The 12,769-nt window shown below is 70.2% G+C and carries 10 protein-coding genes; 4 read left to right on the top strand and 6 right to left on the bottom strand.

The window, feature by feature from the left end; genetic code table 11:
* Window positions 1–19 precede the first annotated feature (19 nt).
* Window positions 20–1,345 (top strand): nitrilase-related carbon-nitrogen hydrolase, encoded by a 1,326-nt coding sequence (locus tag BMW85_RS37300; RefSeq protein WP_091091253.1) that lies wholly within the window; start codon window positions 20–22, stop codon window positions 1,343–1,345.
* A gap of 249 nt (window positions 1,346–1,594) precedes the next feature.
* Here BMW85_RS37300 and BMW85_RS37295 read toward each other — a convergent pair whose 3' ends face one another.
* Window positions 1,595–2,248, bottom strand: a complete 654-nt coding sequence (locus tag BMW85_RS37295; RefSeq protein WP_091091252.1) for a response regulator transcription factor — start codon at window positions 2,246–2,248, stop codon at window positions 1,595–1,597.
* A complete protein-coding gene (locus tag BMW85_RS37290; protein ID WP_177241080.1) occupies window positions 2,226–3,377 on the bottom strand; it encodes a sensor histidine kinase in 1,152 nt (383 codons plus the stop codon). The genes BMW85_RS37295 and BMW85_RS37290 overlap by 23 nt, the downstream gene beginning before the upstream one ends.
* A gap of 90 nt (window positions 3,378–3,467) precedes the next feature.
* Here BMW85_RS37290 and BMW85_RS37285 point away from each other — a divergent pair, with 90 nt between their 5' ends.
* Window positions 3,468–5,387, top strand: a complete 1,920-nt coding sequence (locus tag BMW85_RS37285; protein WP_091091249.1) for a serine hydrolase domain-containing protein — start codon at window positions 3,468–3,470, stop codon at window positions 5,385–5,387.
* 276 nt (window positions 5,388–5,663) lie between these two features.
* Here BMW85_RS37285 and BMW85_RS37280 read toward each other — a convergent pair whose 3' ends face one another.
* Window positions 5,664–7,058 (bottom strand): alpha/beta hydrolase family protein, encoded by a 1,395-nt coding sequence (locus BMW85_RS37280; protein ID WP_091091248.1) that lies wholly within the window; start codon window positions 7,056–7,058, stop codon window positions 5,664–5,666.
* Between the two features lie 120 nt (window positions 7,059–7,178).
* Window positions 7,179–7,739 (bottom strand): ArsR/SmtB family transcription factor, encoded by a 561-nt coding sequence (locus BMW85_RS37275; RefSeq protein WP_177241079.1) that lies wholly within the window; start codon window positions 7,737–7,739, stop codon window positions 7,179–7,181.
* A 130-nt stretch (window positions 7,740–7,869) separates the two neighbouring features.
* On the opposite strand from BMW85_RS37275, the gene BMW85_RS37270 reads away from it, so the two are divergent.
* Window positions 7,870–8,745: a GNAT family N-acetyltransferase gene (locus tag BMW85_RS37270; RefSeq protein WP_218156101.1), complete on the top strand. Its 876-nt coding sequence runs from the start codon at window positions 7,870–7,872 to the stop codon at window positions 8,743–8,745.
* Window positions 8,746–8,974: 229 nt separating this feature from the next.
* Here the strand turns inward: BMW85_RS37270 and BMW85_RS37265 are convergent, their stop codons facing one another.
* Together BMW85_RS37265 and BMW85_RS37260 are read right to left on the bottom strand one after the other, a co-directional pair.
* Window positions 8,975–10,141: a CU044_5270 family protein gene (locus tag BMW85_RS37265; RefSeq protein ID WP_091091243.1), complete on the bottom strand. Its 1,167-nt coding sequence runs from the start codon at window positions 10,139–10,141 to the stop codon at window positions 8,975–8,977.
* 26 nt (window positions 10,142–10,167) lie between these two features.
* Window positions 10,168–10,569 carry an RNA polymerase sigma factor gene (locus tag BMW85_RS37260; RefSeq protein WP_177241078.1) on the bottom strand — a complete coding sequence of 134 codons (402 nt, stop codon included), beginning with the start codon at window positions 10,567–10,569 and terminating at the stop codon, window positions 10,168–10,170.
* Window positions 10,570–11,429: 860 nt separating this feature from the next.
* Here BMW85_RS37260 and BMW85_RS37255 point away from each other — a divergent pair.
* Entirely contained in the window at window positions 11,430–12,755 is a 1,326-nt protein-coding gene (locus tag BMW85_RS37255; RefSeq protein WP_143082532.1) for a hypothetical protein, read from the top strand.
* Window positions 12,756–12,769: the final 14 nt, after the last annotated feature.

The following is a 12,769-nucleotide window of genomic DNA, read 5'->3' as shown; positions in this document are numbered from 1 at the left end:
GGGAAGCACGATCGTCGGCGTGCAACGCATCCTCCTCACCCTCGCCTCAGCCGTCCTGATGCACTTCGGCACCGGTCTTCACCCCCTCTGGTGGCTCACCTGGCTCGCGCCGCTGCCCATCCTGTTCCTGGCTCGCCGGGCGGGCAGAGGTACGGCTTTCGCCGCCGGGACACTCGTCTGGCTCGCCGGCCAGGCGCAGATGTGGCCATATTTCACCCAGACCCTCGAAATGCCGCCCGCGCTGACCGCCGCCCTCATCGCCGGCCCCGCGCTCTGCTACGGCCTGGGCGTGCTGCTCTTCCGCACCCTGCTCGTACGCGGCAGGCCGCTCCTGGCGGCGGCGGCCGTACCGGCGGTCTGGGTCACCGCCGAGTGGGTCATGAACCTCGCCGGACCGCATGGCGCTTGGTGGAGCCTGGCGTACACGCAGGCCGACTTCCTGCCCGTGCTGCAGACCGCCTCGGTCACCGGGGTCTGGGGCATCACCTTCCTCCTGTTGTTCGTGCCCGCCTCGATCGCGGTCCTGCGGCCACGCGCGGCGGTGGTCTCGGGCGTGCTGGTCGCGCTCACGCTCGGCCATGGTCTCGTACGGCTCGCGACGCCCGCCGACACCGGAGGGCGGAAGGTCGCGCTGGTCGCGACCGACAACTCCGAGGATCTCGTCCGCCGGTACGGCGAGGCCGTCGACGCCGCGGTGGCCCGCGGCGCGGAGATCGTGGTGCTGCCCGAGAAGGTTTTCACGACCGCCGACCTGCCGTTCGCCCGCCCGGGGGTGGAGGTGGTCGCGGGGATCGCCATGGAGACCAACAGCGCGGTCGGCTACCCCTCCGGGGTGCGCTACGACAAGCACCACATGATCCCCGGGGTGGAGCGCAAGTTCCGGCCCGGCACCAGCTTGGCCTTCCTGGACGGCAACCGGCTCGGCCTCATCATCTGTAAGGACCTCGACTTCCCTGGCCTGGTCAGGGAGTACGGCAAGGCCGGCACCGCCGCCCTGCTCGCGCCCGCTTGGGACTTCGACGAGGACGCGTGGCTGCACAGCCGCATGGCGGTGGTGCGCGGTGTGGAGAACGGCCTGGCGGTGGCCCGTGCCGCACGCCAGGGATGGGTGACGGTCAGTGACAGCCGCGGCCGGATCGTGACCGAGCGCTACAGCGACAGAACGGGCATGACCACGGTCACGGCCACCCTGCCTCGGCAGGGCTCAGCCACCCTCTACATCGCCCTGGGCGACTGGGCCGCGTGGGCCTCGGCCGGGCTCCTGCTGCTCGCGCTCGGTGCGCTGGCCCTACGAAATCGTCCAGCTGAGCGAGAGCCAGACCGGCGGAACCACGACTCGCTCTGAGGTCGCCCTCGACTCCAGCCGCTCTCCAGCTCTCGTGTCGTGTTGGAGACCGCCGCTCACTGTGTTCCCGTCAAAGCAATGCGTGACTAGCTGGTGGCTCATGGCATCAACGCTATGAGCTGGGGTTCCGTGGAACTGGAACCAGAGCGACGGCACGACCAGCCTGGTCCAGTTGTGTGCGAGGAGCCGGATACCAGCGGGCGTGACCTTGTCCGGTCTGTTGAACGCCGCGACGAGGGACCCGTATGGTCAGTCCACCAGGCCAGCGCGGTAGGCGGCGATGGCCACTTGTACGCGGTTCGTGACGGCGAGCTTGACGAACAGGTGGGAGATGTGGCTTTTGACCGTGGCCTCGCTCATGTTCAGGCGGGCCGCGATCTCGGTATTGGAGCGGCCGAGCCCGACCTCGATGAGCACCTCGCGCTCGCGACCGGTCAGGGTCTCCAGCCGGGCGAGCGCGTCACGGCGGCGCCGAATGGGTTGGTCGGTGGTGAGCCGGTGGATCAGCCGCCGAGTGATCCGCGGGGACAGCATCGAGTCGCCGCCGTGCGCGAGACGGATGGCCTGGATCAGGTCGTGCGGCGAGGTGTCCTTGAGCAGGAACCCGCAGGCTCCCGCCTCCAGGGCGGTGAAGACATGCTCGTCGCTGTCGAACGTGGAGAGGATGATCACCGCGGGTGTCCGGGCGAGCCGGCGGATGGCCCCGGTGGCGGCGAGGCCGTCGTACCGGGGCATCCTGACGTCCATCAGGACGACGTCGGGCCCCAGGCGGCGGACCGCGTCGACGGCCTGGTTGCCGTCCTCGGCCTCGCCCACGACCTCCACGTCGGGTGCGGACTCGATGATGAACCGCAGTCCCGCGCGGATCAGCGGCTCGTCGTCAACCAGCAGTGTCCTGATCATGTGATTCCCTCGGGGATGCGTCCGTGGCGTGCCACGGCAGCCGGCCCTCCAGACGCCAGCCTCCCGCATCGTCCGGCCCGCCGCGCACCGTTCCGCCGATCAGCCGGAAACGCTCCGCCAGGCCCACCAGGCCGACCCCGGCGCCGGTCTCCATGCTCGGCTGGAGCGATGGTCCGTTGGTGACCGCGATCGTGACGCCGTCTTCCCTGCTCCCGGTCGCCGTGACCGTGACCGGGGCCCCGTGGGCGTGCTTGTGCGCATTGGTCAGGCCCTCCTGGACGAGGCGATGCGCGGCTCTGGCCGTTTCCCATGGCCACGTGCCGATATCGCCGTGCAGGGTGACGGTCCCGCCGGCCGATCGCCAGGAGTCCACCAGCCGCCGCAGGTCGGGGAAGCCGTCGTCGTCATCGTCGGGCCCGGCGCGCAGCACGCCAAGGATCTTGCGCAGCTCTTCGAGGGCCTCCTGCGCGCTGACCCTGATCAGCGCCGCCTCCCGCTCGATGCGCTCCGGCCCTGCGCTCGCGTTCACCTCAAGGCCGCCGGCATGCAGCGAGATGAGCGTGACCTTGTGCGCGAGCACGTCGTGCATCTCCCGGGCGATCCGGCCGCGCTCGGCGGACCTCGCCTGTTCGTTGCGCAGACGCTGCTCGGCCTCGGCGCGTTCGGCGCGCTCGCGCAGCGATCGGGTCAGCTCGCGGCGGGTGGTGGCGTACGCCCCTGCCGCCAGCGTGACCCCGGTCGCGGTGGCCGCCGAGATCAGCGCGTCCGTGCCCAACCGGCCGCCGTCCACCCACTGCTGGGCCAGGAACCCCGCCATGCCGATCGCCGCCAGCGCCGGGAAACGCGTGCCCGCGCCGGAGAACAGGCTGATCAGCAGCGGCCCCGGATTGCCCGACAGCACGTACGCGCCCGCCCCGGCGACGGCCACCGCCACCGGCCACCGGCCCCGGAACCACACCGCACCCGTGCCTGCCAGCCCGGCGGCGGCGATGACGGGTCGCGGCAGCGGCGCCCACGGCGTCTTGACTGCCAGGACGGTGAGGAACAGGCAGAGCGCCACGGAGGCCGCGTTGATCGCGTGTGGCCCGAGCGCGGCCATCCGCCGCAGCGCCGCGCGTAACGACAGCATCGGTCCAGCGTAACCAGGGCGGCGGCGCACCACCTCATACCGGCGTCGGCGCTGGACGCCGGGCGTCTCCGACTTTCGTCGGAGACGCCCATGGCCGCGATGGCGATGCGGCCGCGCCCTCGCCGGCCGCATCGTGGATGGCCTCGACAAGGTCAGGAGCCGTCCGTGCATGTCTTCCGTTCGATGCTCGTCGCGGTGTGCGCGGCGCTGATGATCCTCGTGCCGCGTCCCGCCGCGGCGGCTACCGAGATTCCGGACGAACGTGCTCTGGCCGCCTTCTTCGACGCCGCGATGGCGGACGGGCTGGCGGCCGACCATGTGCCAGGCGCGGTCGTCTCGGTGGTGGGCAGCGGGAAGATGCTCTTCAGCAAGGGGTACGGGCTGGCCGACGTCGAGAACCGCAGACCCTTTGACCCGGCCACCTCAATGGTCCGGATCGCCTCGATCACCAAGCTGTTCACCTGGACCGCGGTGATGCAGCAGGTTCAGCAGGGCAAGCTGGACCTGAAGGCGGACCTGAACCGCTACCTCACCGCGTTCCGGATCCCCGCGACCTACCCCCGGCCGATCACACTGCAGGACCTGATGGACCACACGGCCGGGTTCGAGGACCGCACGATCGGCGTGGGGTCGCCGAGCAAGGACGACGTGCCGCCCTTGGCGGACTATCTCGCCGACAACATGCCCGCGCGGGTGCGTCCGCCTGGCGAGGTGTCGGCGTACTCGAACTATGGGGCGGCGCTGGCCGGACACATCGTGGCGCGGGTGAGCGGGCAGCCGTATGACGAGTACGTGCGCGACCACATCCTCGACCCGCTCGCGATGCGGCACAGCACGGCCGCCGAGCCCGTTCCCGCCCCCTTGGCCGCGGATCTGGCGCGCAGCTACGACTACGAGGACGGGGCGTATCGGCGCAAGCCGTTCGTCTTCGACAACCTCGCCCCCGACGGGTCGATCAGTGCCACGGCGAACGACATGGCCCACTTCATGATCGCCCACTTGCTTGACGGACGCTTCGGCGACCGGCGCATCCTCGATGAGCCGACGGCCCGGCTCATGCACCGGCGGACGTTCGCGGCCGATCCGCGCATTGACGGGTACGCTCACGGGTTCAAGGAGCAGACACTCAACGGGCATCGCGTGATCATGCACGACGGCGGCTGGGAGGGCTTCCAGAGCGCGTTGCTGCTGGTGCCCCACGCCGGCCTCGGCCTGTTCGTCTCCACGAACAGTCCCGGCGGGGCCGACGCCATGACCAAGATCATTCCTGCCTTCTTCGACCGCTTCCTGCCTGGAAAGCGCGCAGCGCCCGACGGCGGTGCTTCCGTCATGCCTGTCGAAGGCTTCTACAAGCTCACCAGGTCCGCAGAGTCCAGCATCGAGAAGGTGGTCGCCCTGACCAGTTCCACCCGGCTGCGAGTGGCGGGCGGGAAGCTCACCTTCAGAGGCTCGACGTGGAGCCCGCTGGGGCCTGGGCTCTATCAGCAGAACGGCGGCACGCAGCGGCTGGCGCTGGTGACCGGCGGGAGCGATGTCGCGTACGTGGCCACAGACGGCCCCGCCTACCAACGCGTCCCCTGGTGGGATACCCCGCCGGTCAATGCCGTCATCGTCCTGCTGTTCGCCGTCACCGCACTGACCGCCGTGCTCGGCCTGCCGGTGGCCGCTGTGGTCCGTCCGGCCAAAAAGCGTCCCGTTTCGCGTGTCTGGCGCGCCGGGCGTGTCCTGACTGGGCTCGCCGCCGCGGTCGGACTGGTGTTCGTGGTGCTGTTCACGCTGGTTCTGACCGGCGACACGAGCATCCTGTACGGCGTGCCGACCAACGTCCAGGTCCTCCTGGTGCTGCCGCTGCTGGTCCTCGCACTCACCGCCGCCGCGGTCGGCACGACCGTGAGGGCTTGGCGGCGCGCGGGCGTCCTGGCCCGCTGCCATCAGGTGGTCGTGCTGGCGGGGCTGCTCGCCCTCCTCTGGTTCTGCCGGCACTGGAACTTGCTCGGCTGGCACCTGTGATCACTCAATCGCTTGGGGCGGTGAGCTGCCCGGTCGGCCTCACCGCCGGCGAGGCACAGGCCGCAGAAGGTGCCGAGAGTCTGGCCCTCGATCGCCTGGCGCCGAGCGCCGGTTGGGTCAGATTCGCTTCAGGAGAGGATCTTCAAGCCGGACCACTGAAGCGAATTGCAGGCGCTGTGGAGGCGTAACCGCCCGGAGCAGGGCCACGCCTCGCAAGAGAGGCGTGGCCCTGCTCATGCTCTGGGCCTTTACGGCGAGGGCTCGGCGCGAAGCGGCTTACACGGTGAGAAGGCCCCAGTAGGCCGCCCAGGGAACGAAGACCACCCCGCCTGCCATGAGCAGGGCGAGCCGTGCCCCACCGCCCGACCCGCGTCGGCGGATCGCGAGTGCCACCCCCGTGACGATGACACTGATCGTCAGTGCTTGCAGGAGCAGCCACAGCGGCGGCCGGCCGAGGACTGTGCCGTCCACGCCGGTAGCGCCGGTCGCGATGATCCAGAACAGATATGCCGGGGTGGCGAGTACGGCCACCAGTCCGCCGAGAGCCGTCAGGGCGGCCAGCCGGCGGAGCGGTGTCGGACTGCGGCGGAGCTTGTTGGGGAGGAGCCCGCTGACGAGGAAACCGGCGAACGCCGCCAGCATCACCGCCATCAGGGTGAGGTGCACGCCTACCGCCTCGTACCACGCCAGGGGGCGTACGGGCTCGCTCATCAGTGTCTGGGCAGGCGGTGGGTCGGAAGCGGCCGCGGGCGCGCCGTCGGAAAGTCCGGCGACCCAGTGTGTGATCGTCTCCAGGTATCCGAGAGCGAAGCCCGCGCCGGCTGGTTCCTCGAAGCCGGAGACGCTGCGTCGCATGTCGTGGTCGGCTCCACGGATCAGCCGCAGTGTGTAGTGGCTGTTTCCGCCCTGGGCCAGCGCCTGGCGGAACAGCCGCATGCTTTCGCCGGGGGGCGTCGACCTGTCGTACTCGGCGAACACCGCGAGCAGCGGCCGGCCTACCTTCTCGAGTGCGGTCAGCGGGGCGTTGCCGGCGTCGCCGAACAACCCGGCGGCCACCAACATCCTGCTGAGGTTCACCCCGATCGGCGCCTGTAGGGCCTGCTTCACCCCCGCGTGGGTGAGGTAGGTGCGATTGCTCCACAGCTGGGTCCGGTCGGCGGGCAGTGCGCTGGCACCGGCGACCACCACGAAGTTCACTGCGGCCGATCGAGAAGCGGCCAGTGGTGCGACCCAGCCGCCTTCGCTGTGGCCCCACACCCCTACCTTGGACGGTTGCACATCGGGTCGAGCGTGCAGCAGCCGGACGCCCGCTACGGCGTCGTCGGCGAGATCGGAGAAGGAGCTCGTCGCCCGCGAGTATCCGGCGCGCTTGTCGTAGATCAGCACCACCGTTCCCGCACGGGCGAAAGCCTCCGCCTCGGGCCTGTACGAGTCGCGGTTCCGGGCCCCGGCTCCGGCGATCAGCACCAGCCCCGGCCACCGCCTCCCGGCGACGGCGGGGGCGGGGGCGATCACGGTGCCCTGGAGGGTGACGGGGCCGTTCTTGAAGGTGACTTCGGTGTTCACCAGGTCGTCCGCTGCCGCGGGCGCCGGGATCGACAGGGGGGACAGGGCGAGGAAAACGACCGCGAACCAGCGGCGTAACCTGCCGTGTTTGCATTCGGGCAGCACGAAGTGCTCTCCTTTGCCTGGAGGTCGGGTACATCAGGGCATCGCCCATCGGGCGAGGTGTTGCGGCTTCCGCTGCCTGGGCCGTCGAGTTGCCGCTCGGCGGCCCAGGGCCTACTCAGGTCAGGCTTCCTCCTCAGGGTCGGGAAAGGCGATGAACCGGGTGAGCACCGTGCGCGAGCCGGGTGGGGTCTCCTCGGGTTCGCGCTGATAGCGCCTGAGCAGGGCGAGATAGTCCTCGAAGAAGTTCTCGAGCTCGTCCAGACTCAGCCGGATGGAACCGCGTGAGTACGGCACGGCGTCCGACCATTCGCCCAGTCGCTCACGCTGCGCCTGGAAGAGCGCGAAGGTCTCCAGGTCCTCGGTCAGCCAGAGTTCGTTGAGCTTCTTGATCGCGGCCTGCAGCTCGGGACTCTGCCGGCTCAGCAGGGGGAAGCGGAGGCTGAGGCTTGACAGTTTCCACCAGCGCTCGCGGCCCTGCCCTCGATCCGGCACCTCCTCGACGAAGCCGTGCCGGGCCAGTACGCGCAAGTTGTAACTGGTGCCCCCGGTCGTGATCCCCAGGCGGCCGGCCAGCACAGTGGAGGTGGCCTCACCGAGGATCTCCAATTCGCGCAGGATGCGCTGGCGTACCGGGTTGGCCAGCGCTTTCGCTGACGCGAGGTCCACGATGGGGTCTGTCACACATCCACGATAACTCGTGCATGAGAAATCGTGCACTCCGTCGGCATCCCGGGATGGTCGCTAACCTCTTCAGGTGATCTCGTATCGGCCGGTTGGCCCTGCTGACCTCGACCGTGTCACCGCATGGGTGGTGACCGAGCCCGTCGGCTGGATTCCCGCCGACCGTTACCTCACAGAACTGGCCGAGAACATGTACCGGCCCGAGTGGACGTGGATCGCCGAGGTCGGCGAGCGGATCGTGGGACGGGCGTTGTGGTGGGGGCCGAGGGACAGCGCGCACCCGGTCGCGCTCGACTGCCTCGACGTGGACCCCGCGGTGGGTGAGCGCACCGCCATCGCCGCCGAGCTGATCAGGGCCGCGCTGGCCGTGTTCCCGCGGCCGGTGCAGTACGCGATCAAGGTGGCCGGCGGTTGGCGTGAGGACCCGGCCACCTCGGCGGCCGTGGAGTGGCGGCGGGCGGCAGCGCGCGCGGCCGGCCTCACCCAGGAGGTGGAGCGGCTGCAGTTCGAGTGGGCGCCGGCCGGCGGGGTGCCTGCGGCGGGCGGGGCGCTGCGCTTCGTCGAGGCGTCCGATGAGGAGTTCCTGGCGGTGTTCGCGAGGATCGCCGAGGGCAGCCTGGACTACCAGACCCGGACGAGCGTGGCGGCCAAGGGCGTGGACGCGACCGCGCGCGAAGAGATGGACTTCTATCTCGGTGCGCCGGGCAAGCGGGAGTGGTGGCGCATCGCCTGTACGCACGAGGGCGAGGTGGCAGGCATGGCGATCCCCTCGGCGACGCCGTACAGCGTGAACGTGGGGTATCTCGGGGTGGTCCCGGAGTTCCGGGGGCGCGGATACGTGGACGAGATACTCGCCGAGATCACCCGCATGCACGCGGCCAACGGGGAGTCGCGCATCACCGCCACCACCGACGTGGGCAACGCGCCGATGGCGGCCGCGTTCCTGCGCGCCGGCTACCGCACCACGGAGATCCGGATCAACCTCTCCAACGACCTCCAGTCCTGAGGCCGTGCCCAATGGGTACTGCGGGGATCGGCGGCGCGAGCGTGGCGTCCTGTCGGCCTGACGACCAGCGACGGGGAGTGATGACTCAGGGTGCGCGCAGTGGGAGTGAGGCGGAGGCTCTGGCCGGAAGCCTCACTCCCGACGAACGCCACATGATCAGCGCTCTCGATCTTCAGCGCCTCGGCTCGCATGAAGCTCACCAGCGCGGTCTGACCGAGGTCCGGACATGTCAGCTCGGCGCCTCGTCGGTCCATTCGGCGACCTCATAGGTCTCGTACTCGGACAGCTCGCCAGGCTGGTGAAAACGGTCAGGCTGGCTGTCGGTCGTCAGGCGGCGAGGCTTGCCGTCGTCTCCCGGAGGGAGATCGCGGGAGCCGCGCGGCGGCGTCGCCACCAGGTCCCGCATGGCCAGCAGCGTTCCATTGTCGGGGTCGATGATCCACTGGCGTCGGTAGGTGCCGAGCTGCTTGGGTGCGGTGGAGAGGCCGAGGGGGATGGTCGTCTCCAACGGCAGGGAAATCACCACTCCGGTACGGCCCAACGGGTCGGTCGTCCTGCTCTCGACCTTGACGCCGGGCAGGGTGGCGAGCATCCGGAACGCGGCCGACCGCACCGCCGGCGGGACGGGCGCCTCGGCCAGCAAGGTGCCGGCCACATCGCTCAACGCCCGGACCCGCTTCTCACCTTGCAGGGCCCGCATCGGCTGCCTTGTGACTTTCGGGGCGTACGCTTCCCAGTTGCCTTTGAGATCCAGCAGCGCGTTCTGCAACTGCTCGGGCTGGGCCGGCAGCGCAGCCAGCTGTTGCGGTGTCATGCCGAAGAACCGTCGATCGCCCGCCCTGCGGCACGTTCGCTCCCTTTTCGGGGTTTCCAGGAACAGGGTGCCCGGCCCGTCCGCGGTCGCGACCTGCACCTTCGTGGGTGCTCCCGCCTTCCGCCATTTCTGCCTGTCGCGGGCGGTCCACGGGCGGGCAGGCAGGTCCTGGACGGCGATGCACGCCTTGCCGCGCTGATCGGTCCAGTCGTCGTACTGCATCCTCGCCTCGACCTTGTAGTGGTCCGCCGCGTTCTCGCCGACCGCGTAGATCTTCCCGGCGATTCGGGTGGTGTGCCAGTACGTGCCGGTCGGCCCTTTCCGTACATTGGCGGCGGCCACCAGCAGGGCGTTGCCCGGTGCCGGAGGGCTCCCGTTCTCGCCGAAACGGACCGGCTGATCCCGGCCCGATGTCAGAGAGACGGCGGCCAGGGTCGCCGCGGCCAGGGCGGCCGTCGCCATCATGCTCACCGTCGAAACCCTGAAGCCGCGGCGGGAGCGTGGCGGAGGATCAGAGCGCCAGTCGGCACGCAGGGCGATCGCCGCGATCTCGGCGTACGACAGCTCGCCCCAGGCCAGCAACAGAATGGCGCTGCGATCCTGGGAGCTCAGTGCGGCGAGGGCCTTCGCCAGATGAGGCCCTGCGCCGCGGCGGTCATGCGATCGCTGACCAGCTCGGCGATGCCGTCCTCGGCCGGGTCCACGCCTGTCCGGGCGAACGCCCTGTACATGCGGGTTTCCTGCCGATGGTGCTTGGCGATCAGATTGCTGGCGATGCCCCATAGCCACGCGGCGAACTCTGATCGCCCGTCGAACCGCCCCCGCTGCCGGAACGCGGTGGCGAACGCTTCCGCCACGATGTCATCGGCGAGAGTGCGCCCGAGGCGACGCTTGATGTAGGCGTGAAGTCGCGGCGCGTGACGGTGGAACAATTCGCCGAATGCCTCAGGGTCTTCCGAAGAGGCGGCGACAAGTTCTGCGTCGCCGGACCTCTCCGTAGGCCGACTCACCACTCTGGCCGTAGCCACGGGGCGGTGTGTCGTTTCATGGTTGGTTCCTCCGGGTCCAAGGTGGTTGATGTACCTCCTCTATCCCGAAGGGGGCTCCCAGGTTGCGTCCCTGTTCGTCAGGTCAAGCTCGAGTCACGCCTGGTGCGGGGCCTGGTCGGCAACCGAGACCTTCAGCAGTGCCGAGGAGGTCAGCACGCTCCCCACCGGCGCCTTGGCCCGGTCGGCGTCCACGACGACGCTCCGCACACCGAGGTACCGGTAGATCTCCCGGCCGAAGATGTACTCGTCCCGGATGCCGAGCCACGGGTTGACCCTCGCCGCGGCGACGCCCGTACGGCCGGCCGCGTCGACGGCCTTGCCGACGGTCGTGACGCCGGGGATGGCCGCTGCCGCACGGAACAGCGCGGCACGCTGCGCCGCAGGCAGATACGCCTCGGCGAGCAGGGCCCCGACCCGATCCCATGCCTCGGCTCGGCCTCGGCGCCGTGCGTGAGGCCGGTGTAGAGGTGCTGGTACATCTTCGCCGGCTCGGTGGGCAGACGGCTCAGGTAGGCGTAGTCCGTACGCAGGTACTCGACGCGGTCGTCGAAGTCGCCGAGCTTCCCCGGGCCGCGGTGGCCGAGGTTCTCCCACGCCTCGGGCGGAATCGGCCGGCCCAGACTTTGCGCTTCGACCTTGCCAGGAAAGTGGAGCCGCCACCGACGGTGTTCATCGCCGCTCTTGGTCTCCAAGAGGCCGTCGACATGTGGGCTGAGCACCGGTCGAAGCAGGGCCGAGCAGAACATCTATGAGCTGAAGCCCGCCCTATGTCCAGAACCGATCAGTGGCCGGCAGATGCGCCGGCGTGCGAGACTCCCCGCATGAGAGCGGCGAGTCGGGTGCTGGCCGTGCTGATGGTGGCCGTTGCCGGTTGTGCGTTCAGTCCCGATACGGCCCCCGCCGGCCGTACGTCCTCGCCTGGCCGCGACGACAGTGCGGGGCCGGCAGGCGTGATCTCGCCGCGTCCGGCCGGTGCCGTGGAGCTTCAGGCGTTGCCGGCTCGGCCGGCGAGGTGCGCGTTGCCGCCGGAGGGGCGTGACGACCTGCGGGCGTCCGAGGTCGCGACGGCGTGGCGCACGCTCTGGGTCGACCGGGCCCGCGGATCCATGGGTCTGCTCGCCGCAGCCGCGGACGGCACGCTCTGGACCACCTTCTGGGAGGAAAGGGAGCGCGGAGGCGCCTTGGAGGGCAGGAGCGGAGGGGTGCGTCGGTGGGACGGGGACGCGTGGCAGACGTTCGAGATTCCTGCCCTTCCCGGTCGTGGTGGGCAGTCGGTCGTCGCGGTCGCCGCCGACTCAGCGGATCAAGCCTGGGTGTTCGGCCAGTCCAGTGACAGGAAGGGTGCGGACACGGTCGGTTTCATCGGCACGTACGAGGGCGGCCGGTGGCGTACGGAGGCGCTGGCGAAGCCGGCGGCCGACGCGATCGGGTGGGCCTACACCTCCGCGCGCTCCGTTGGAGCAAACCGCACGTGGGCGGTGAACGGTCAGGTGGGGCTGCTGTGGACGGGGCGGGAGTGGCACCGCCATCAGCTGCCCGCTCGGGCGGGCGCGCTCGGCTCGGAGGGTGAGCAGGTCTGGGCGGTGACGGGGGAGCACAGCGGGCAGCCGGTGGCGATGCGCTGGGAGCGGACGGGCTGGCGCCTGATCGGGGTGCCCGTACTCGAGACGCCGGACCACGAGGTGTCGGGCGGCGTGCTCCGGGATGTCGGCGTGATCGGTCCCGATGACGTGTGGGTGGTGGGCGGGGTCTCGTGGCTGATGGAGCACGAGTACGACGACGAGCACGAGCCACTGGAACGGGGCCGCCCGGTGGCTCTGCACTGGAACGGGAGCTCGTGGACCTGCCACTGGGGCCCGCTGGGGTCGAGCTCGGGGCGTCCTGCTGGGCGGATGACCAGGTTCGGCGAGGCGGAGCCCGACGGCAGGGGCGGCCTGTGGGTGCTCGGGCGCGACGACCTGCTCTGGCATCTGTCCGACGGGCGCTGGACCCGCCACCGGGTGCCCGCGCCGGCGGGGTACGCGGCCAAGGTCAGCTCGCTGGCCCGGCGGCCCGGCACGAGCCAGGTCTACGCGGTCGGGTCGGTGACCTCGGAGAAGGAGAACGCCTTCGACGTCTCCCACGCCGCCCTCTGGCGTGCGGGCTGAGCGACGCGGTGAGC

It is taken from the genome of Nonomuraea wenchangensis, assembly GCF_900111685.1.
GTDB classification, from domain to species: Bacteria; Actinomycetota; Actinomycetes; order Streptosporangiales; family Streptosporangiaceae; genus Nonomuraea; species Nonomuraea wenchangensis.
This window is presented reverse-complemented; position numbering and strand designations above follow the sequence as displayed.

Excerpts from the sequence above, each read along its gene's own strand:
- BMW85_RS37295 (WP_091091252.1), bottom strand. The coding sequence starts at position 2,248 with ATGATCAGGACACTGCTGGTTGACGACGAGCCGCTGATCCGCGCGGGA.
- BMW85_RS37290 (WP_177241080.1), bottom strand. The coding sequence starts at position 3,377 with ATGCTGTCGTTACGCGCGGCGCTGCGGCGGATGGCCGCGCTCGGGCCA.
- BMW85_RS37285 (WP_091091249.1), top strand. The coding sequence starts at position 3,468 with ATGGCCGCGATGGCGATGCGGCCGCGCCCTCGCCGGCCGCATCGTGGA.
- BMW85_RS37255 (WP_143082532.1), top strand. The coding sequence starts at position 11,430 with ATGAGAGCGGCGAGTCGGGTGCTGGCCGTGCTGATGGTGGCCGTTGCC.